This window comes from Leclercia sp. UBA7405, assembly GCF_037152215.1.
GTDB lineage: Bacteria > Pseudomonadota > Gammaproteobacteria > Enterobacterales > Enterobacteriaceae > Enterobacter > Enterobacter pneumoniae.
The window spans coordinates 1420283-1442467 of record NZ_JBBCMR010000001.1 but is presented as its reverse complement, the minus strand read 5'-3'; the positions used below and the strand labels follow the sequence as shown (position 1 = coordinate 1442467).

The window sequence follows — 22185 nt, the reverse complement described above, 5'->3', positions numbered from 1 at the left end:
TCAGGCGCGCGGAGCCGCGTTATTCATCACCCGCAACAATGTTTCCAGCAGGCCGGGAAAGCGATTATCGAGATCCTCGCTGCGCAATGAAATCATATTTTCTCGCCCCTGTGGCCGCTGCCAGATGACCCCGCTGTCGCGCAAAACGCGCCAGTGGTGTGTCATGGTCGATTTCGCGATATCCGGCGGTCGCAGGGCATTGCAGCTTGCTTCGCTGCCGTCTGCAAGCTGGCGAATGATGGCGAGACGCAGCGGATTACCCAGCGCTAAAAGCACGTTTTCCAGCTGTATCTGTTCCGGTTCGGGATGGTTAGGGATCATAAGGCTCCTGGATAAGGCATCAGTTTGAGCTATACCATTGATAGCGCAAACCTTAAAAAATAGTTCGTACATACTCGTACAGTAGGACTATGATAGCAGACGAACTCAGACGCGACCATCCCGGTCGCTTACTCACAGTCAACTGACTAAGGACGCATCATGCCCCGACCCATCCCTCTCGAACGTTATCGCAACATCGGTATCTCCGCGCATATCGATGCCGGTAAAACGACCACCACTGAGCGCATCCTGTTTTATACCGGAATGAGTCACAAACTGGGTGAAGTCCACGATGGCGCGGCAACAACCGACTGGATGGCGCAGGAGCAAGAGCGAGGTATTACCATTACCTCTGCGGCGGTGAGCTGCTTCTGGCCCGGTATGGACCGTAGCTATGAACCGCACCGGATTAATATCATCGATACCCCGGGGCACGTAGATTTTACCATTGAAGTAGAACGCTCCATGCGGGTGCTGGACGGCGCGGTCATGGTGTATGACTCTGTCGGTGGCGTGCAGCCCCAGTCGGAAACCGTCTGGCGGCAGGCCAATAAGTATCACGTACCCCGTATCGCGTTCGTCAACAAAATGGACCGCCCGGGTGCTGATTTCTTCCGCGTGGTCCAGATGATGGTCGACAGGTTAAAAGCTCACCCGGTGCCGATCGTGATTCCGATCGGGGCGGAAGAGCATTTCACCGGCGTGGTCGATCTCATTAAGATGCGCGCTATCGTCTGGGACGATGCCACGCAGGGCATGACCTTCAGCTATGCGCCGGTGCCGGATGAGCTGCAGGCCACCGCGCAGACCTGGCGTGAGCAGATGGTCTCGGCGGCGGCTGAAGCCAGCGATGCGCTCATGGATAAATATCTGGAAACGGGCGATCTGGACGAAGCTGACATCATCAGCGGGTTGCGTCAACGCACCGTGGCGGGCGAAATCCAGCCGATGCTCTGCGGCAGCGCCTTTAAAAACAAAGGGGTGCAGCGGATGCTCGACGCGGTGATTGAACTGATGCCCTCGCCGCTGGACGTCCCGGCAATTGACGGGGTAGATGCGAAGGGGCAGGCTGCCGAGCGCCACCCAAGCGACGACGAACCCTTCTCGGCGCTGGCGTTCAAGCTGATGACCGACCCCTACGTGGGCCAGTTGACCTTTATCCGGGTCTATTCCGGCGTGCTGAGAAAAGGCGACGCGGTTTACAATCCGGTGAAAGACAAGAAGGAACGTATTGGGCGCATTGTGCTGATGCAGGCTAACGATCGCCACGAGGTAGACGAGCTGCGCGCCGGGGATATCGCGGCCTGTGTCGGGTTAAAAGATGTCACCACCGGCGACACGCTCTGTGATCCGGCGGCGGTGATTACCCTGGAACGGATGGAGTTCCCGGACCCGGTGATTTCGCTGGCCATTGAGCCAAAAACCAAAGCGGATCAGGAGAAAATGGGGATCGCGCTGCAACGTCTGGCTGCAGAAGATCCGTCGTTCCGCCTGCACACCGACGAGGAGTCAGGGCAGACGATCATCTCCGGAATGGGTGAGCTGCATCTGGAGATTATCGTTGACCGGATGAAACGCGAGTTTGGCGTGGAGGCGAATATCGGTCGGCCGCAGGTGACCTACCGTGAAACCCTGCGCAAAGCGGTGAAAGAGATCGAGGGCAAATTTGTGCGTCAGTCCGGCGGTAAAGGGCAGTACGGCCATGTTGTCCTCAGCCTCGAACCCCTGGAGCCGGGCAGCGGTTTTGTCTTTGAAGATGCCACGAAAGGCGGGGTGGTGCCGCGCGAATACATCCCTTCGGTGGAAAAAGGGCTGCGCGAGGCGATGAACAGCGGCGTGCTGGCGGGCTATCCGGTCGTGGACGTAAAAGCGACTCTGACCTTTGGTTCGTATCACGACGTGGACTCCTCGGAGATGGCCTTCCGCATGGCGGCGATCTTTGGTTTCAAAGAGGGGGCGCGTCGGGCCGATCCGGTCATCCTGGAGCCGGTGATGCACGTTGAGGTAGAGACGCCTGAGACCTACGCCGGGAATGTAATGGGCGATCTCTCTTCCCGCCGCGGCATGGTGCAGGGCATGGAGGAGCGGTACGGTAGCCAGATTATCCGCGCCGATGTGCCGCTGGCAGAGATGTTCGGCTATGCCACCACGCTGCGCTCGATGTCCCAGGGCCGCGCGACCTACAGCATGGAGTTTCATCACTATGCCGAAGCGCCGCGTAATGTTGCAGAAGGGATTATCGCCAGCCGTTCGAAAGGAGCTTAACGATTATTGGGTGGACAACGTGCTTTTTTCACGTTGACGGTTCGTCACCCGTTATGTTCATAGAACTGGCATGGGCGCAGGGATGCGCCAGTCAGAACAAGATCTGCTACGTTCTTCGCAACAATCATCACCATTTCTCAATGGCTATTCCACGAAACGGGGCCATTTGCTCCGCTTCGTCATTCGATCTCCGGGTGCCGTGCCCGCAGGAACTCAAGCACTTTCGGATGTAGCTTATGAGTCGCCCAGGTCCAGCCCTTGTAATAATCAGGCTGCTCCAAATAGACCTCGCGAGGAACCTGAAAATCTGACAGTACCGCCCATTCATCCAGAAGTTCGGGATTTCGCTTTTCAATCAACTCTATCAACAATAACAGCGATAACGCTGATGCGGGGGCTGTGCTCTCGCCGCTTAGGTATTTATGTATCACAGACCTGTTCGAACGAAACAAAATAGGTAGCAAGCCCTTGTCTATCCCCAGATCGTTGAAGATCTTTTCAAACTCGTTCATATCAAACGCCCTTACGGATGCACTCTTTAAAAATTGAGATTTATCAAAGAAACGTATTTTAGCACTTTTGAGAATCACATTCAGCCATGGGCTATAAACAGCGCTTTATTTGCTAAATAAAACAAGTCTTTGCTGTTTCTTAGATAGAAACGCTATGAATTTGCGCTTCCTTTTGTTTCTCATGTAAACATAATTTCGTTTCAATTATAACTAATATGAACTATCAGGCGAATGTAACCGCTTTACATCACATTTTTTCGGAGGTATTTTCATTTCGAAAAGGAACGTCAATGAGTTCTTTAAGAAACATTAATATGAAACTTAAAGAACCGTTTCTTCCAATGTTACGTATAAATTTTCAAGAGAAATTAAGAGATGAAACGGTTAGACAAATCCATTATGGCTGTGGTTATCAGTGCGGTATGTGCACCTGCGTTTGCTGATCTGCAGGGTACAGATAGACTGGCGGCGGATGCTTATTTCCTGGCACACCCTGAAATCGCGACGCATGCGTCCTGGATTCTGGAAAACACTTACCGTGCCGCCACGCTACAGGAGGCGAATAATCAGCTGTCTGGCAACCATCCCTGGAATCAAGAAACGCACCAGCTGATGAATCTGGAATTTATCAAACCTCTTTCAGCAGATTCATCAGCAGCCCCCGCGAAGAGCATTGCTAAAACGTCCTTCGCGGATAATGAGAACCCTGGCAATAGTGGCAGTGATGTAGACAAAACGCCGCTGACAAACCCGGAATTAGCAGGTTCAAAACCCGCAGCATCGAACTCAGAAATCCCAGCCGCCAGCTTTTCCCCACTTATTCAGGCCAATATTGATCGTACTGCAAGCCAGAAAGCAGCCCTGAAAGCTGCCCAGGTTAACCACTTCCATCAACTGCAGGCGGAGCAGGGTAGAGCCCTCCTGCAGGCCAATATTGATCGCACCGCGTCACAGCACGCAGACCCTGTAGCGGTTCAGGCTAGCCGTGATACTTTGCAAGACAGTGTTATTGCAAAAACAGAGCAGAATGCGGCCTGGACAAACACAAAGGTTGCTGACGCTCACCATGCAATTATGGTTGCTCAGATTGATATCGACGCTAACAAAGCGGCTATAGATTCCACCCGGCAGGCGGTGACAACTAACACGCAGCGTATTGATTCGCACGCGCTTTCCATTACGTCCCTCCAGGATGATGTGAAAAACGTTCAGCGTGACACAAGCGCAGTTCAGACCACAGCAGATCGTGCCGAGCATTTGGCGACGACCAATAGCCAAACTATTCAAGCTAACGCCTCTGCACAAACCCTGAAGGATAGTGCTCAGGATTCAGCACTTCACCATGCCCAGCGTAACGCTGATTCGGCATTACATACCCTGCAGCAACAAAGTACCTTCATTAAGCAGAATCAGGACAATATTACCGCTAATAAGCAAGACATTACGCTGACGCAGTCCAACCTGACTTCGATGAAGACGAGCCTGAATCAGGTAAGCGCCCAGCTTAGCAGCAGCACGGTTAAAACCGATAACAACACCCGTGCCATTCAGTCCAACGCCATGGCGATCAATGAGAATGCTACTGCGATAACTAACACCTCCGCAGCTGCTGAGGGGACAGCTAAACAGATTGCAATGATAAACAGTGACCGCGTTCAGGGGATGTTGCACGCTAAGCAGCAGGCCGAAACCCAGGCCACGGTGAAAACTGCAATTGATGCAATCCCGACGCCTAAGCCTGACGCCGGCCAGGCAAAAGAGATCGCCATTAATCATAATACCGTCGCCGCGACAGAGGATAAGGTTACTCAACTGGCGAAACAGCAGCAGGTGCAATCTGCTTATTACGGCACGCAGATTAAAACTCTGGCAACGAGCCAGCAGAGAGAAACCGGAGTAGTGAATGCTGACCACGCAGCGCTCCGCTCTACACAGTCACAGGTAGCCAGCAACACCCAGCAGCTTAACAAGCTGAACAGCAATTTTAGCAACCTGAAAAGTCAGGTTAATGAGAATAAGAAACAAGCTTCGGCAGGCGTTTCCGGCGCAATGGCAATGAGCAATATTCCTCAGGTTCTACAAATGCAATCTTTTGCAGTAGGGGCTGGCGTAGGCGGCTATGACGGTGAGTCTGCCGTCGCTGTCGGCTTTTCTGCCCGTCTTTCTCAACGTATCACCATGAAAGCTACCGTCTCAGATGACACCGCGTCCAATATTGGTTATGGGGCAGGCATGTCCATCGGCTGGTAACCTTCCGATGGCATATTCCTGTTTATGCAAGCTGGGGGAGGGATGTTTGATAGTGATGTTTTGTGGAGTAACCGAAGAATTATTCCTTTACCGCGCAGCAAAGAGTACGTGACCTAACGCAGTATAAAATTGACATTAAGCTTCTCGCTGTTTGTTCACTGACATGGGCGAGAACCGGATATAAACAACGAATGTAACTTATTCAGGGCTACTATAATGATGAACTGTAAAAACCTCTCATTAATTGCAGGCTTATTACTGGCCGGCTGCTCTTCTCAGGCTGACAAAATTGCACAATGTGAAGCACAAGGTATTTCACGCGATGCTTGTTATCTTGCAGAACAGAATAAACGTGCCACTATCAACGCAGCCGCAGAAAAACAGGCTTTAGAAAACGCGGCTAAACAATATGCGCAGCGGGCTCATAAAACCAGTTGTAAAGATCTCCGCAATTTCCACGCTCAGGGGCTACAACTTACCCCGCAACAGGTGAAAGAGTATGAGGCCTGTGCACCGACAAGTGAACATACCCTCGCCGTAAAACCCCGTACATGGTCTGGTTTTGACGTCACGGTCGCGCGTCATGCAGATGGCTTAGTGTATGTTGATGGGAAACCTGCCGCACTGGATGAATCTACTAAACAGGCACAGGTTTATTCTCAGGGGCTATATCAGGTGGTTATTTATAAAAATGGCAAGGCTAATCTTATTGATAACAGAGTGATTAAGGGCTGGTTGAAATGACTATTTAACAGGCCTCTCACCGCCACGCTATTAATTCATTCCCTGAAGCCTGAACGTAACTTTATTATAGATTCAGGGATTATTTACTATTAACTGCTAACGAACTCTCTGCCATGCCAAAACTTACCGCTGAACATCTTTCGATAATCACTGAAGCCGGTGAGTTACTGCAACGTCTCATTGAAAGTGGAAATCTTGAAGAGGGCACCAATGAGCGCCACTGTTTCAATGGCTTGTCCTTTTTCTTTAAAGGCAAGAATATAACGGAATGGCATGGCCAGCTCACTTTTGAAGAGTGGCATATTATCACTCAGCAGACGTTACCGCATTTAGAAAGGATTATTGGATTCTGTAAACTGTTCTGTTTAAACTCCGACCACTAAGGGCAGTAACCCGGTACGGTTATCACCCTGAATAATGACGTTGCTGTAAAGTTGGTGACAATGGCGGGCGTCGACGTGCCATTTGCAATAAGGCCCGGGCACCTTATTGATAAAGTCACAGTCGCTTCGCAAGCAACATGCTGAGGGTTTAGCAGGGCCCAGCGCTTACTCCGCCGCCTTCACCATCTTGCCGCTGGTCACAAAGGTCCCTGCGCCCAGGTGATGCAGCGTATTGCGCTTATCCTCATCAAACTGCCAGCGTCCGGCGACAAACGCCCGTTCATCTGCGGCCGCGGCCACCACTTCGCCAAACAGGGTGTCATATTTCTCGGCGGCGGAGGTCACCGGTAATAGCCGACACTCCATCCACGCCAGACACTTCTCTTCAACGACCGGCAGCCCCAGCACCGGGCCGTTGATAACCGGGATCCCGTAGCAGTTAAATTTATCTTCATCCCGCCCGCTGACGCTACCCACCGCGTAGGTCCAGTTAGCGGCAGCAACGCCCGGCACCACAATGCCAAACATGCCGCTGCGCTCAATCAGCTCGCGAGACCAGGCGCTTTTATCCACCACGATGGCGATACGCGGCGGTTCAAACTCGACCGGCATCGACCAGGCGGCCGCCATAACATTACGTCGATCAATCTGCTCATCCCGGCTGGTGATCAGCACCGTAGGGCCGTGGTTCAGCAGACGGCTGGCATGTTTTAACTCGACGGGGCGAAAGTGGCTCATAACAACTCCTCAGTATTAGCGCCAGGCCATTAAACCTCTGAAGCGCAGACAAAATCAATACGCAACATTTTGTTCATGGTTTCGTCACATAGCCCCCCTACAGTGACGGCACTAAATCCCAAAGAGGATAACAATATGCTCACCCCCATCACGCTCAAAGGCGTCTCGTACGCGTTTGGCGCGAATACCGTATTAAACCAAATCGATCTGCACATCGAGGCGGGTAGCGTGATTGCGCTGCTCGGACCCTCGGGCTGTGGAAAAAGCACGCTGTTACGTCTGCTGGCCGGGTTAACCCACCCGCTGCAGGGCGATATCCATTTCGGCGATCGTCAGGTGGCGAGGGCGGGCTGGTCGTTACCGCCCGAGGCCCGCGATATCGGCATGGTCTTCCAGGACTACGCGCTCTGGCCCCATATGACGGTGGCGCAGAACGTGGCGTTTCCACTGAAGATGCGCAATGTCTCAGGCAGCGCGCGTGACGATCGCGTCGCGCAGGCTTTACGACGCGTGGGTCTGGCCGACTTTGCCGACCGCAAACCCGCCGGGCTCTCCGGTGGGCAGCAGCAGCGCGTCGCCCTGGCCCGCGCCATTGTCGCCGAACCCCGGGTACTGCTCTTTGACGAGCCGCTCTCCAACCTCGATAGCGAACTGCGCGAATCTCTCTGCCTGGAGATGGCGTCGCTACTGCGCCAGCTTGGCACCACCGCCGTTTACGTTACGCATGACCGCCGTGAAGCCGAGATTCTGGCCGATCGCATCGTGCACCTTTCTGCTGGCAGCGTCGCTGCCGATCGTTTGATTCAATCCTCAGGGGAGTTTGCATGAAAATTACACTGTCCGTAAAAAAAGGAGTGCTGGTAGCCATGGCATTATCGTCCGTCATGATGTCGAGCGCCCACGCGCTCACCCTCTATACCGCCGGGCCGGGATCGCTGGCGAAGAACCTTGCAAGCGGCTTCGAAAAGAAAACCGGCGTGAAGGTGGATATCTTCCAGGCCACTACCGGTAAAGTGATGGCGCGCCTCGAAGCGGAGCAGGCCAACCCGCAGGCCGACATTCTGATCTCCGCCTCCTGGGATACGGCGGAAGATCTGCATAACCGCGGCTGGCTGTTGCCGTACCAGAGTGCCAACGCTGAACATGTGCCCGCCGACCTGAAATCTACTGATTTCGTGGCCCAGGGGGTATCGGCGCTGGGCATCGTCTGGAACACCAAAAGCGGCACCCCGGAGCCGAAGGAGTGGCTGGACCTGACCACCGGCGCCTTCAAAGATAAAGTGACGACGCCAGACCCGGCGCTGTCAGGCGCCTCTCTCGATCTGCTGATCGGGTTACAAAATGGGATGGGCGATAAGGCCTGGTCGCTATTTGATAACCTGAAGAAGAACGGCATGGTGGTGAGCGGCCCGAACGCTCAGGCGGTCACCCCAGTGATGCAGGGGGCAAAAGCGGCGGTATTTGGCGCGGTGGATTACGTCTCTTACGGCAACATTCACCAGGGGGAATCCCTGAAGGTGATCTTCCCGGCCAGCGGCACGGTGATTGCCCCACGCCCGATGATGATCCTCAAATCAACCCCGCATGCGGATGACGCCAAAGCCTTCGTTGATTATGTGTTGTCGCCGGAAGGCCAGGCGATGGTGGCCGACGCCTGGTTGATGCCAGCCCGCGAAGACATCAAGGCGAAACGCCCGCTGCTGAACGAACTGAATATCCTGCCGACCAAAAGCGACGGCAGCAGCGAGCGCAGCGCCATTCTGAAGCGTTTTAACACGCTCTTCTCTCTGTAACTTTTCCGACGGGGGCAACCCCGTCTTCAGGATCGCGTGTGAAACACTCCTTTCTTTCAGGGGCGACGCTGGCCATGCTGATGGTACTGGTGGCGCTTCCGCTACTGTTTATTGTGCTACAGGCGGTATTCCCGCAATTTAGCGCCGGCTCTTTTTCGGCCGCCTTTAGTGGCGTACGTCAACTGCTGGCCGAGCCGCAGCTCCCGGGGATGCTGGGGGGAACTCTGCAGATCGCCCTGGGCGTGGCGCTGGTCAGCGCGCTGATTGGTTTTCCGCTCGGGGTCGCGCGCGGGCTACTGACGTTGCCGCTGCCGCGCCTGTGGGATCTGCTCTTCCTGATCCCCTTTTTAACACCGCCCTATATCGCGGCCTTGTCATGGATGCTGGTCCTGCAGAGTAATGGCTACCTGCAACAGTTAACGGGTGTCAATCTGAACGACCTGCTGTTCAGTAAAACCGGTATTGTGCTGGTGATGGCGCTCAATATCTTCCCGGTAGTCTATTTTGCCGTCTCGCGCAGTCTGCTGGCCAGCGGGCAGCGGCTGGCGTGGGTTGCGCGGGTGCATGGTGCCAGCGCAGGGCGGGCCTTCTGGCATATCACGCTGCCCTTGCTTTCACCGGCGCTGGCGGCAGGCATGCTGCTCTCGTTTACGCTGGCGATCGAAGAGTACGGCGTGCCGGCGGCGCTGGGCACGCGGGCAGGGGTGTTGATGCTGACCACCGATATCGAGAAAAAGCTGGCCGACTGGCCTATCGATCTCTCGGGGGCATCGATGTTGTCCGTGGTACTGGTGGCGATCGCGCTCTGCGCCTGGGCGTTGCAGAAAAAGCTAACGGGGCAGCACGACGTAACCAGCGTTACGGGTAAGCCGACAGAGAACAGAGGGGCGGAGGCCGGGATCTTTATATTACCCGTCGTCGTGCTGATGGGGCTGATTGGGCTGATTGCTGTGGTGCTGCCCGCGGCCTCGATGGCGCTTTCAGGCGTGCTCGGCACCTTATCGGCGGGTGTCACTGCGGATAACGTGACGTTGTCACATTACGCGGCACTCTTTAGCCAGCAGGGAGATGCCCTGGCTGCGCTGGGTACCAGCCTGTCGCTGGCGCTGGGAACGGCGTGCATTACCGGGCTACTGGGGCTGCTAGCCGCCTGGTTGGTGGTGGTGCAAAAAATCAGAGGCCGGGCGCTGGTGGATGCGTTATCCCTGATGCCCGCCGCGCTGCCAGGGATTGTGGTGGGCGTGGGGCTTATTTTACTGTGGAACCGCACCTTCTGGCCGCTATCACCTTATAACAGCTGGGTCATACTGCTGCTCTCTTACTGCTGCCTGCTATTGCCGTGGCCGGTCCGCTACATTGGCAGTGCACTGCGCCAGCTGGGTGGTAATCTCGAACCGGCGGCGCGGGTACACGGCGCATCGGCACTGCAGGCGCTACGTTTTATCGTGATACCGCTGGTGTCACCGGCCATGCTGGCGGCGATGTTGATGGTCTTCGCCATTGCCTCTCGCGAGCTGGTGACATCGCTATTACTGGCCCCGGCGGGGACGCAGACCGTCTCGGTCTTTATCTGGCGCCAGTTCGAACAAGGCTCGATTGGGCAGGGAATGGCGATGGCCACCCTGACGTTAGTGACCGGACTGATATTGATGCTGAGCGCGCTGGGTATCATGCAGCGCACGACGGGGCGCTAAAAAAGCACTTTTACGCAGGTGGCGACGCAAAAATAGTTTATAAACAGGGAACATCATTGCAAGGAAGTTCACTATGTCTCCATTTCTGACTGCGTATTTCGCCCGCACGGGCTGGCAACAGCCCGCGACCCCGAATATCGACACCCTGCGCGGGCTGCATCTCCACCATAATTGCAGCATCCCGTTTGAGAATCTTGACGTGGTGTTGCCACGCGAGATCCAGCTCGACGAGGAGAGCGTGCAAGACAAACTGGTTACCGCCCGTCGCGGTGGGTACTGCTTTGAGCAGAACGGACTCTTCGAGCGCGTGCTGCGTGAGGTGGGTTTTACGGTCCGCAGCCTGCTGGGCCGCGTGGTGCTGGCGAATCCGCCGCAGATGCCGCCGCGTACCCACCGACTGTTGCTGGTTGAGCTAAACGGCGAACGCTGGATTGCCGACGTGGGCTTTGGCGGCCAGACGTTGACCGCGCCGGTTCGCCTGATTGCCGACCTGGAGCAGCCCACGCCGCACGGCATGTACCGCCTGCAGAACGAGGGGGATAACTGGGCCTTACAGGTTCACCATCACGATCGCTGGCAGTCGATGTACCAGTTCGATCTCGCAGAGCAGCATTTCAATGACTATGTAATGGGCAATTTCTGGTCTGCTCACTGGCCGCAATCGCACTTTCGCCATCACCTGCTGATGTGCCGACACCTGCCCGAGGGGGGCAAACTGACCTTAACCAATTTTAATTTCACCCGCTGGCAGGGGGCGCTGGCGGTTGAGCAGCGTCATCTCGCCGATGCCGCCGAGCTGTATCAGGTATTGCAGGAGCAGTTTGGGCTGGGGGTATCTGATCCGAAAAACGGTTTTTCACTGGCCGAGCTGACGGCGGTGATGGCGGGGTTTGAGACGCATCCGCAGGCAGGGAAATAGCCGGGTGGCGGCGACGCCACCCGAATAAATTAACGCCGTGACCGCACCACCTGATACCGGCGGGTGAAATATTCAAACGGCGCGCTCCACACATGCACCAGACGAGTGAAGGGGAAGATCAGGAAAATGGTCATCCCCAGCACCAGATGCACACGGAAGATAAAGTCCACGCCGTTAAGCATCTCCGATGAGCCGCCGCGGAAAGTGACGATACCCTGCGCCCAGCCCACCAGTTTCATCATCTCGCTGCCGTCCGGAAAACGGGCGGAGAAGGGAATCGTGCTCAGCCCCAGAATGCACTGAAGCAGTAAAATACTCATGATGATGATGTCCGGCGTGGTGGAGGTGGCGCGCACCCGCTGGTTAAACAGCCGGCGGTAGAGCAGCATTGACCCACCAATCAGCGTTAACACACCGCACACGCCCCCGGCGAACATGGCCAGCTGCTGTTTCACGGCGATAGGTAAAAACCAGGCGTACATCCAGTGCGGGGTCAGCATCCCGAACAGGTGGCCGAAGAAGATCCCCAGGATACCGATATGAAACAGGTTAGAGGCCCAGTTCATGCCGCGCTTGCTCAGCATCTGGCTCGACGAGGCACGCCAGGTGTACTGACCATAGTCATAACGCAGCCAGCTTCCGAGGAAGAAGACGGTGGCGCAAATATAGGGATAGATGTCATAGAAAAACACGTTCAGGTAGTGCGTCATTTGGGGCCTCCGGCGCCGACGTCCACGTACTGCGGTGCAACGTCCTGGCTAAAGCGTCGTTGATATTGCTGCATCGGCGAACTGTCGCACGACGTGGCGTTGTCTTCGATAAACTTCACCTGCTCTTCTTCCCACACCGCATCCAGCGCCTGACGGGTGTCATCACGCTTCTCGGTGGCAACCTGTGCCGCTACGCTATCGCTGGAAAGCCGGGTTTCGGCCAGTCGTAGCAGAGCGTCAAACAGCTGATAATGGGCAACGTCGCGCTGCTTCAGTCGCCCACCAATCAGCGCCAGGATCGGGGCGACGTTCTGCAGCCCATCGCGCGCTTCCGCTTCGCCCACAATACTGAGATACTCCAGATAAAGGGGCAGATAATCGGGGAGCTCCCGGCAATCCAGCTGCAGACCGACCTTTTCGTACTGCGCCATCAGGTCGACCATCGCCTGGCCGCGATCCCGCGACTCCGCATGCACATGTTCAAACAGCAGCAGCGAGGTGGCCCGGCCACGTTCAAACACTTCGCACCACTCGGCCTGCCTGTCCAGCAGCGGGGCGCTGAGATAGGTTCGCGTAAAGGGCAACAGCGTGGGGGCATCCTGGGCAATGAGATCTAACGCCTCATCGCGGTTCTCCCATAACATCTCGTCGGGATACTCCATTAACAGCGCAATGATTTTCAGAATCCGCATTACTCTCCCTCCCCGTGTTCACGCACCTCGGTAATATTGATGGCGTCGATACGGCTACTGTTGAAGAGGTTGAATTTGGTGTCTGAGCCGTGGCAGCCATCGCCGAAGGTAAAGCCGCAGCCGTTCTTCTCGGGGAAGGCATCACGGGCCATTTCGCGGTGGCTGGTGGGGATCACGAAGCGATCTTCGTAGTTGGCAATGGCGAGATAGCGATACATCTCTTCCACCTGTTCGACCGTCAACCCGACCTCGTCAATGGCGCGGGTATCGGTCACGCCTTCCACGGTTTGTGAACGTTTGTAATGGCGCATGGCCATCATCCGCTTGAGGGCGCGCAGCACCGGGCCGGTATCGCCCGCGCTCAGCATATTTGCCAGATACTGGACCGGGATACGCAGGCTCTCCACGGCGGGGAGCACGCCGTCGGTTTTGGGCAGGCCGCCCGCATCGGCGTAGGACTGAATTGGTGACAGCGGCGGCACATACCAGACCATCGGCAGGGTACGATATTCCGGGTGCAGCGGCAGGGCCAGCTTCCAGTCCATCGCCATCTTGTAAACCGGCGAGCGCTGGGCAGCGTCAATCACGTTCTGCGGAATACCTTGCTTAACGGCCTCTTCGATCACCGCCGGATCGTGCGGATCTAAAAAGACATCGCACTGGCGCTCATAAAGATCGGTGACATGTTCGGTGCTGGCCGCCTCCTCAATACGATCCGCGTCGTAAAGCAGCACGCCGAGATAGCGAATACGCCCGACACAGGTCTCTGAGCAGACCGTCGGCTGGCCGGATTCAATACGCGGGTAGCAGAAGATACATTTTTCTGACTTACCGCTCTTCCAGTTGAAGTAGATTTTTTTGTACGGGCAGCCGCTGATGCACAGACGCCAGCCGCGGCACTTATCCTGGTCAATGAGCACGATGCCATCTTCTTCGCGTTTGTAGATGGCGCCGCTGGGGCAGGTGGCGACGCAGCTTGGGTTCAGGCAGTGCTCGCACAGGCGCGGCAGGTACATCATGAAGGTGTTTTCAAACTGGCCGTACATCTCCTTCTGCATCTTGTCGAAGTTGCGGTCGCGGGCGCGCTTTTCGAACTCACCGCCGAGCAGCTCTTCCCAGTTTGGCCCCCACTTGATTTTATCCATCCGCTTGCCGTCAATCAGCGAGCGTGGACGGGCGGTAGGTAAGTGTTCCCCCTGCGGGGCGCGGTGCAGATCCTGGTAGTCAAAGGTGAAGGGTTCGTAATAGTCGTCAATCTGCGGTAAGACCGGGTTGGCGAAGATTTTCGACAGCACCCCCATTTTGCCGCCGAGGCGGGGGGTGAGCTTGCCGGTGATACCGCGGATCCAGCCACCTTGCCACTCCTCCTGATCTTCCCAGTTTTTGGGGTAGCCGATGCCCGGCTTGGTCTCAACGTTGTTAAACCAGGCATACTCCATCCCTTCACGCCCGGTCCAGACGTTTTTGCAAGTGACGGAGCAGGTATGACAGCCAATACACTTATCGAGGTTCAGTACCATGCCAACCTGTGAGCGGATCTTCATTTTTTCGCCTCCTGTACCTGGTCCCGACCTTCACCATCCAGCCAGTTAATGTTTTTCATTTTGCGGATCATGATGAACTCATCGCGGTTCGACCCGACGGTGCCGTAGTAGTTAAAGCCGTAGGCCAACTGCGCGTAACCGCCGATCATGTGGGTCGGTTTCGGGCAGATGCGGGTAACTGAGTTATGAATACCGCCGCGTCGGCCAGTCACTTCCGAACCTGGAATGTTCAGAATGCGCTCCTGGGCGTGATACATCATGGTCATGCCCGGCGGCACGCGCTGGCTCACTACGGCGCGAGCGGTGAGGGCGCCGTTGGCATTAAATGCCTCGATCCAGTCGTTATCCTCAATACCCAACTCCCGGGCATCCGTTTCGCTTATCCAGACAATCGGACCACCGCGCGACAGGGTCTGCATCAGCAGGTTTTCGCTGTAGGTAGAGTGGATGCCCCATTTCTGGTGCGGCGTCAGGAAGTTCAGCGCTTTCTCCGGGAAGCCGTTCGGCGGAATGTCACGCATGTGCGTCACGCTACGGGTATCTATTGGCGGACGATAAACCACCAGACTTTCGCCGAAGGCGCGCATCCACAGGTGATCCTGATAAAGCTGCTGGCGACCCGAGAGAGTGCGCCACGGAATCAGCTCATGGACGTTGGTGTAACCGGCGTTGTAAGAGACATGTTCGCTCTCGAGGCCGGACCAGGTGGGGCTGGAGATAATCTTGCGCGGCTGCGCCTGAATATCGCGGAAGCGGATTTTTTCGTCCTCTTTATTCAGCGCCAGGTGGGTATGATCCCGTCCGGTCAGCTGCCCCAGCGCTTCCCAGGCTTTCACGGCAACCTGGCCGTTGGTTTCCGGGGCGAGGGCGAGGATCACCTCTGAAGCGTCGATGGCGGTTTCGATACGCGGGCGGCCTTTCGCCGGGCCATCAAGCTTGACGTAGTTCAGCTTGCCGAGGAAATCGATCTCTTTCTCGGTATTCCACGAAATGCCTTTCCCGCCGTTGCCCAGTTTATCCAGCAGCGGACCGAGGGCGGTGAAGCGCTCGTAGGTTTCCGGGTAGTTACGTTCCACCACCGCAATGGAGGGGGCAGTCTTGCCGGGAACCAGCTCACACTCGCCTTTGCGCCAGTCCTGAATATCAAAGGGCTGCGAGAGCTCCGCCGGGGAGTCGTGTTGCAGGGGTTGCAGCACCACATCGGTTTCGGTACCGAGATGGCCCACGCAGACTTCCGAGAAAACTTTAGCGAGCCCTTTGTAGATCTCCCAGTCGCTGCGGGACTCCCAGGCGGGGTCAACGGCGGCCGAAAGCGGGTGAATAAACGGATGCATATCCGAGGTATTCATGTCGTCCTTCTCGTACCAGGTGGCGGTCGGCAGGACAATATCCGAGAACAGGCAGGTGCTGGACATGCGGAAATCGAGGGTCACCAGCAGGTCAAGCTTCCCTTCGATGGCGGGGGTCTGCCACTCCACCTCTTCCGGTTTCACATCATCCGTCGAGCCCAGATCTTCGCCCTGAATCCCGCTCTCGGTCCCCAGCAGGTATTTCAGCATGTACTCGTGGCCTTTACCGGAGGAGCCCAGCAGGTTAGAGCGCCAGACGAACAGGTTACGCGGATGGTTTTTACCGTTATCCGGCTGCTCGCAGGCGAAGCGGACGTCGCCCGATTTTAGCCCCTGCACGGTGTACTCCTGCGGCGTCATGCCGGCAGCATCGGCGCGGGCTTTGATATGCAGCGGATTGAGATTGAGCTGCGGGGCGGAGGGGAGCCAGCCCATGCGCTCGGCGCGGACGTTGAAGTCGATCAGGTGCCCGGTAAACTGCCCCGGGTCCGCGAGCGGCGAGAGCAGCTCCTGCGCCGTCAGCTTTTCATAGCGCCACTGGCTGGCGTGGTTATAAAAATAGGAGGTGCTGTTCATCTGGCGCGGCGGACGGTTCCAGTCCAGGGCAAAAGCCAGCGGCAGCCAGCCGGTTTGCGGACGCAGTTTCTCCTGGCCCACATAGTGCGACCAGCCGCCACCGCTCTGGCCTACGCAGCCGCAGAAGACCAGCATGTTGATCATCCCCCGGTAGTTCATATCCATGTGATACCAGTGGTTCACCCCGGCGCCGAGAATGATCATCGAGCGGCCATGGGTTTTATTGGCGGTATCGGCAAATTCCCGGGCGATCTGTTCGATATGGTGGCGCGGCACGCCGGTGATCTGCTCGCCCCAGGCCGGGGTGTAAGCTTTGATCTCTGCGTAATCGGTGGCGGCATTGCTGTCGTCCAGCCCACGGTCGAGGCCATAGTTGGCCAGCACCAGGTCATAGACGCTGACCACCTGTTTGGTGGTGCCGTCTGCCAGAGTCAGCGTTTTTGCCGGGACTTTGCGCAGTAACACCGGCTCCTGCTTCACGCTTCGGAAATGGGGATTTTCGTTGCCGCCAAAGTAGGGGAACGCCACGTTCGCGACGCGATCGTGGGTGATCAGCAGCGAGAGTGTCAGCTCCGTCTCCTGGCCTGCCGCCAGCGGTTCCAGGTTCCATTTGCCTTTTTCTCCCCAGCGGAAGCCAATAGAGCCATTTGGCGCTACCAGTTCACCGGCCAGGGTAAAGGCAACGGTCTTCCACTCCGGATTATTGGCCTCTCCCAGCCCGTCGGCGAGGTCCGAGGCGCGCAGCATCCGACCTGGCACATAGGTCCCGTCCTCACGCTCATCGAGCATCACCAGCATCGGCATGTCGGTGTAGCGACGGCAGTAGTTCAGGAAGTAGTCGCTGGGGTTATCGAGGTGGAACTCTTTCAGAATGACATGGCCCATCGCCATGGCCAGCGCGCTGTCGGTACCCTGTTTAGGGGCAAGCCACTGATCGCTAAGCTTTGCCACTTCCGAAAAATCGGGGGTGATGGCGATGGTTTTGGTGCCTTTGTAGCGCACTTCGGTAAAGAAGTGGGCGTCCGGGGTACGCGTTTGCGGCACGTTGGAACCCCAGGCGATGATGTAGCCAGAGTTGTACCAGTCGGCCGATTCCGGCACGTCGGTCTGCTCGCCCCAGGTCATCGGCGAAGCGGGAGGAAGGTCGCAATACCAGTCGTAGAAACTGAGACAGGTACCGCCCAGCAATGACAAATAGCGGGTGCCGGCGGCGTAGGAGACCATCGACATCGCCGGGATGGGCGAGAACCCCGCCACGCGGTCGGGGCCGTAGTTTTTGATGGTCCAGACGTTGGCGGCGGCAATCAGTTGATTGAGCTCCTTCCAGCCCGATCGAATAAATCCGCCTTTCCCACGTGCCTGTTTGTAGCGCTGGCATTTCACCGGGTCGCTCTGGATGGCATCCCAGGCCAGCACCGGGTCGCCATGCTGCGCCAGCGCTTCACGCCAGAGTTCAATCAGGGCGCGGCGCACCAGGGGGTACTTCAGGCGGTTTGCGCTATAGAGATACCAGGAGTAGCTGGCACCGCGCGGGCAGCCTCGCGGCTCATGGTTAGGCAGGTCGGGGCGGGTGCGGGGATAGTCGGTCTGCTGGGTCTCCCAGGTCACCAGGCCATTTTTAACGTAAATTTTCCAGCTACAGGAGCCGGTACAGTTAACCCCGTGGGTGGATCGCACAATCTTATCGAACTGCCAGCGCTGACGATAGCTGTCCTCCCAGTCACGGTTGGTGTGGTACACCTGTCCGTGCCCATCGGCGAAACTGTCGCCTTTTTGTTTGAAGTAACGGAAGCGATCCAACAATTTACTCATGACGTCTCTCCTGACGGGGCGACTCCCGCCCCGTGGTTACACTGCTCATAACGTAATTAATGGCATGTTTATGATTTGATGTGCTTTTGACGGCGGCCATACACCAGCCAGGTGATGAATACACAGACGATGTAAAAGACGAGGAACACTTTCATCGCGCCTACCGGGGACCCGGTCATTGCCAGCGAGGTGCCGAAGGCCTTCGGAATGAAGAACCCGCCGACTGCGCCAATGGCGGAGATAAAGCCCAGCGCGGCAGCGGTGTCAGTTACGGCCTCCTGTTGCGCCTGCTGTTCACTACCGCCGCGCAATTTCACTTTATAAATCGTAATTTGCCGAAAGATGACGGCGATCATCTGGAAGGTCGATCCGCTGCCCAGCCCGGCGGTGAGGAACAGTCCCATAAAGACGATGTAGAAGGCGGTAAAGTTGCCGGAGCCTGAGCCCGGCAGGGTGAAGAACAGCAGGGCGGTGAAGATCGCCATCAGAACAAAGTTCACCAGCGTCACGCGCACGCCGCCGAGTTTGTCAGAGACCACGCCGCCGGCCGATCGCGCCAGCGCCCCAATCAGCGGCCCGAAGAAGGCGAGGTGCAGAATATTCACATCCGGGAACTGTGTTTTAGAGAGCATCGCAAAACCGGCGGAAAAGCCGATAAACGAGCCGAAGGTAGCAAGATAGAGCAGGCTTAACAGCCAGAGGTGTGGCTGTTTCAGTACCGGTAACTGACTGGCAATCGAGGCCTTAGAACTGGCGATATCGTTCATGCCAAAAAAGGCAGCAAGGGTTGCCAGCACCAGCAGCGGTACCCATATCCAGGCCGCGTTGGCCAGCGACAGGAGAGAGCCGTCCTCCTGCGGCACGCCGTGCACGCCGAGGAAGGTAAACATCGGCAGGAATATCACGACCGGAGCGACCATTTGCATGACGCTCACGCCCAAATTACCCAGCCCGCCGTTGATACCCAGCGCGCTGCCCTGTTTCGCTTTTGGGAAGAAGAAGCTGATGTTGCCCATGCTGGAGGCAAAGTTAGCCCCGGCGAAACCACACAGCAGCGCGATAATAATAAATACCCAGTACGGAGTAGCGTTATTCTGTACGGCAATGCCCAGCCAGACGCAGGGAACAATCAGTATTACGGTGCTCAATACCGTCCAGTAGCGACCACCAAAAATAGGCACCATAAAGGAGTAGGGGACGCGTAATATTGCGCCTGAAAGAGAAGGGAGGGCCGTTAACATAAAGAGTTGATCGGTGGTGAAATTAAAACCCACCTTATTCAGGTTTACGCTCACCGCGCTAAATAACATCCAGACGCAGAAGGCTAAAAGTAAACAACTGACGGAGATCCATAAATTACGACGGGCGATATGTTTGCCTTTATTTTCCCAAAAGGCGGGGTTTTCGGGTTTCCAGTTGTTTAATAGATAATGATTATTTTTCTCATTAAGTTGTGACATATCGCCCTCTTAAATGTCCATAAACAGCAGAAAAAGCACCGGGAATCAGGCAGTTGCCTGCAGGTTTGTTCTCTTGAATTATCAGGAAATTTTGGGATATGTCTGAAAGGATAGATAAGAATGGGAATCCATGAGCAATGAAGGGTTAAGAAGCGTCTGCTTAAGTGTTACTAATTGTAAAATTATAATTTTGTAACGCGGTTTAATATAATTCCAGAGTAATGACTTTATGAAGATGCTTATTAAATGCAGCTTCATCCATACCGGCAATATTTAACATATATATTCCGTCTAAACCGCAAACCAGGCTTATCAATCGCCAGGCTATATTCTCTGGCGTGTCATGAAGATTAAAGACTTTTTCATCTGCACCCGCTGCAATAATGGCTACCGTCTCCTTGTGCCACATCTCCATCGTCAGGACATAAGCACCTTTAATCTCTTCATCGCGGGCAGCAAGGATTTGCGCTTCACGCCATAAACGGATGTAGGGTTCAAAGTGGCGGTCGTCGCTACCCAGCATGGCGTGAAGCTTGTCGTGCCAGCTGGCATCGGCGGGCACCACCTCTGCATCCAGCAGGTCGCGGATAAGATGAATAAAAGCCTGTGATTTTAACTCACCAATGCTGGCGAAATGGTGATGGACCTGGCCTGCGGCGACGTCGGCCTCGGCCGCGATACGTCGAACCGTCATGCTGGTTAATCCCTCACTTAATGCCACACGCATGGCGGCATGCAGGATCGCTTCCCGACGTTCATCCTTGTTTAAATAGGCCATTCTGTTCACCCTCAATCGCGACGCAACGAGTGTAACAAAAAGCTGGACAGTTATTCAGCTTTCCGTAGGATCGCATTTCTGGACATGTGTCCAGGTTTGTAATGAAAAGGACATTTATGTTTCGTCAGTGGTTAGCGTTAGTGATAATCGTGCTGGTTTATATCCCTGTGGCCATTGATGCCACGGTACTGCACGTGGCGGCGCCGACATTAAGCATGACGCTGGGCGCCAGCGGCAACGAACTGCTGTGGATCATCGATATTTATTCGTTGGTCATGGCGGGTATGGTGCTGCCAATGGGGGCCCTGGGCGATCGTATCGGATTTAAACGCCTGTTAATGCTGGGCAGCGTGCTCTTTGGTCTCTCTTCCCTGTGGGCGGCAGCGTCCAGCTCTGCCGGCTGGCTGATTGCCGCGCGTGCCAGCCTGGCGATAGGGGCGGCGATGATTATTCCGGCTACCCTCGCCGGGATCCGCACGCTCTTTACCGAGGCGCGTCAACGCAACATTGCCCTCGGCGTCTGGGCCGCGGTAGGGTCAGGCGGCGCAGCCTTCGGGCCGCTGATTGGTGGGGCATTGCTGGAACACTTTTACTGGGGATCGGTCTTTCTCATTAACGTTCCTATCGTGGCGATTGTGGTGGTCCTGACGGCGCGTCTGGTGCCGCCGCAGCAGGGGCGCCCGGAGCAGCCGCTCAATATCAGCCACGCCATTATGTTGATAGTGGCAATCCTGTTGCTGGTGTTCAGTGCCAAAACCGCGCTGAAAGGGGCGCTCTCGCCCTGGATGGTCGCCACTACGCTGTTTATCGGGGCGATGCTGCTGTTTATATTTGTCCGCATCCAGCTGCGCGCCGCGATCCCCATGATCGATATGCGTCTTTTCGGCCACCGCATCATCCTGAGCGGGGTGGTGATGGCCATGACGGCGATGATTGCGCTGGTGGGATTTGAGCTATTGATGGCGCAGGAACTTCAGTTCGTGCATGGTTTTACTCCCTTCGACGCGGGCATGTTTATGCTGCCGGTGATGGTGGCCAGCGGATTTAGCGGGCCGATTGCGGGTGTGCTGGTGAGTAAGCTTGGGCTACGTATCGTTGCGGCCGGGGGAATGGGACTGAGCGCGCTGAGCTTTATCGGCCTGTCAATGCTTGATTTCAGCACTCAGCAGTGGCTGGCCTGGGGCTTAATGGTATTGCTCGGGTTCAGCGCGGCCAGCGCCTTGCTGGCATCGACCTCGGCCATTATGGCCGCCGCGCCGAAGGAGAAGGCTGCGGCCGCAGGCGCCATCGAGACCATGTCCTACGAACTGGGTGCCGGTCTGGGCATTGCTCTGTTTGGCTTGCTGCTTACCCGCAGTTTCTCCGCCGCGATTGCCTTACCGCAGGGGCTGGAGAGCAGGGTGGCAGAACAGGCCTCCTCGTCGATTGGCGAGGCGGTAAAAGTGGCGCAGGAACTGCCACCGGCCTTGGCGGATTCGGTCATCCAGGCGGCGAAAACGGCGTTTATCAGCTCCCATAGTGTGGCGCTGGGGAGTGCTGGCGGAATGTTGCTGTTACTTGCCATTGGCATCTGGTTTAGCCTGGCAAAGGTACCGCGTTCGGCATAACTTATTAGTTACAACATACTATTAGCTTTTGTTTTAAT

Annotated in this window: 18 protein-coding genes; 9 read left to right on the top strand and 9 right to left on the bottom strand. The window is 56.1% G+C overall.

Annotated features, from left to right (window positions below; genetic code table 11):
- Window positions 1-321, bottom strand: a complete 321-nt coding sequence (locus WFN75_RS07110; protein WP_233802338.1) for an ArsR/SmtB family transcription factor — start codon at window positions 319-321, stop codon at window positions 1-3.
- 159 nt (window positions 322-480) lie between these two features.
- Here WFN75_RS07110 and fusA point away from each other — a divergent pair, with 159 nt between their 5' ends.
- Window positions 481-2586, top strand: a complete 2106-nt coding sequence (fusA, locus tag WFN75_RS07105; protein ID WP_336995918.1) for an elongation factor G — start codon at window positions 481-483, stop codon at window positions 2584-2586.
- 179 nt (window positions 2587-2765) lie between these two features.
- Here fusA and WFN75_RS07100 read toward each other — a convergent pair whose 3' ends face one another.
- Window positions 2766-3098: a hypothetical protein gene (locus tag WFN75_RS07100; protein ID WP_212476009.1), complete on the bottom strand. Its 333-nt coding sequence runs from the start codon at window positions 3096-3098 to the stop codon at window positions 2766-2768.
- Between the two features lie 375 nt (window positions 3099-3473).
- Here WFN75_RS07100 and WFN75_RS07095 point away from each other — a divergent pair, with 375 nt between their 5' ends.
- The 3 genes from WFN75_RS07095 (at window position 3474) to WFN75_RS07085 (ending at window position 6475) form a co-directional block, all read left to right on the top strand.
- The gene (locus tag WFN75_RS07095) at window positions 3474-5348 is read left to right on the top strand and encodes a YadA-like family protein (RefSeq protein ID WP_336995917.1); all 1875 of its coding nucleotides are present in this window, start codon (window positions 3474-3476) and stop codon (window positions 5346-5348) included.
- Window positions 5349-5567: 219 nt separating this feature from the next.
- Window positions 5568-6092, top strand: a complete 525-nt coding sequence (locus tag WFN75_RS07090) for a hypothetical protein (protein WP_336996228.1) — start codon at window positions 5568-5570, stop codon at window positions 6090-6092.
- A gap of 113 nt (window positions 6093-6205) precedes the next feature.
- Window positions 6206-6475: a hypothetical protein gene (locus WFN75_RS07085; protein WP_336995916.1), complete on the top strand. Its 270-nt coding sequence runs from the start codon at window positions 6206-6208 to the stop codon at window positions 6473-6475.
- Window positions 6476-6640: 165 nt separating this feature from the next.
- Here the strand turns inward: WFN75_RS07085 and WFN75_RS07080 are convergent, their stop codons facing one another.
- Window positions 6641-7213 (bottom strand): flavin reductase family protein, encoded by a 573-nt coding sequence (locus tag WFN75_RS07080; protein ID WP_046885406.1) that lies wholly within the window; start codon window positions 7211-7213, stop codon window positions 6641-6643.
- A 135-nt stretch (window positions 7214-7348) separates the two neighbouring features.
- On the opposite strand from WFN75_RS07080, the gene WFN75_RS07075 reads away from it, so the two are divergent.
- The 4 genes from WFN75_RS07075 to nhoA all read left to right on the top strand — a co-directional run bounded on the left by WFN75_RS07075 (window position 7349) and on the right by nhoA (window position 11619).
- Complete coding sequence (locus WFN75_RS07075; RefSeq protein WP_336995915.1) at window positions 7349-8041, top strand: ABC transporter ATP-binding protein; 693 nt, start codon at window positions 7349-7351, stop codon at window positions 8039-8041.
- Window positions 8038-9006 (top strand): ABC transporter substrate-binding protein, encoded by a 969-nt coding sequence (locus WFN75_RS07070; RefSeq protein WP_336995914.1) that lies wholly within the window; start codon window positions 8038-8040, stop codon window positions 9004-9006. The genes WFN75_RS07075 and WFN75_RS07070 overlap by 4 nt, the downstream gene beginning before the upstream one ends.
- 74 nt (window positions 9007-9080) lie before the next feature.
- A complete protein-coding gene (locus tag WFN75_RS07065; protein ID WP_442913308.1) occupies window positions 9081-10700 on the top strand; it encodes an ABC transporter permease in 1620 nt (539 codons plus the stop codon).
- A gap of 73 nt (window positions 10701-10773) precedes the next feature.
- The gene (gene nhoA, locus WFN75_RS07060) at window positions 10774-11619 is read left to right on the top strand and encodes an N-hydroxyarylamine O-acetyltransferase (protein WP_336995912.1); all 846 of its coding nucleotides are present in this window, start codon (window positions 10774-10776) and stop codon (window positions 11617-11619) included.
- A 29-nt stretch (window positions 11620-11648) separates the two neighbouring features.
- Here nhoA and narI read toward each other — a convergent pair whose 3' ends face one another.
- From narI to WFN75_RS07030, 6 genes are all read right to left on the bottom strand, one after another.
- Entirely contained in the window at window positions 11649-12329 is a 681-nt protein-coding gene (gene narI / locus WFN75_RS07055) for a respiratory nitrate reductase subunit gamma (protein ID WP_212476028.1), read from the bottom strand.
- Window positions 12326-13021: a nitrate reductase molybdenum cofactor assembly chaperone gene (gene narW, locus WFN75_RS07050; RefSeq protein WP_212476029.1), complete on the bottom strand. Its 696-nt coding sequence runs from the start codon at window positions 13019-13021 to the stop codon at window positions 12326-12328. The genes narI and narW overlap by 4 nt, the downstream gene beginning before the upstream one ends.
- On the bottom strand, window positions 13021-14565 hold the full coding sequence (gene narH, locus WFN75_RS07045; protein ID WP_336995911.1) for a nitrate reductase subunit beta: 1545 nt from the start codon (window positions 14563-14565) through the stop codon (window positions 13021-13023). The genes narW and narH overlap by 1 nt, the downstream gene beginning before the upstream one ends.
- Window positions 14562-18302 (bottom strand): nitrate reductase subunit alpha, encoded by a 3741-nt coding sequence (locus WFN75_RS07040; protein ID WP_336995910.1) that lies wholly within the window; start codon window positions 18300-18302, stop codon window positions 14562-14564. Before WFN75_RS07040 ends, narH begins: the two co-directional genes overlap by 4 nt.
- A 68-nt stretch (window positions 18303-18370) precedes the next feature.
- Complete coding sequence (locus tag WFN75_RS07035) at window positions 18371-19762, bottom strand: NarK family nitrate/nitrite MFS transporter (RefSeq protein ID WP_040075627.1); 1392 nt, start codon at window positions 19760-19762, stop codon at window positions 18371-18373.
- Window positions 19763-19964: 202 nt separating this feature from the next.
- Entirely contained in the window at window positions 19965-20540 is a 576-nt protein-coding gene (locus WFN75_RS07030; protein ID WP_336995909.1) for a TetR family transcriptional regulator, read from the bottom strand.
- Window positions 20541-20656: 116 nt separating this feature from the next.
- On the opposite strand from WFN75_RS07030, the gene WFN75_RS07025 reads away from it, so the two are divergent.
- Window positions 20657-22147, top strand: coding sequence for an MFS transporter (locus WFN75_RS07025; protein ID WP_327061770.1), 1491 nt, complete (start codon window positions 20657-20659; stop codon window positions 22145-22147).
- The last annotated feature ends 38 nt before the right edge of the window (window positions 22148-22185 follow it).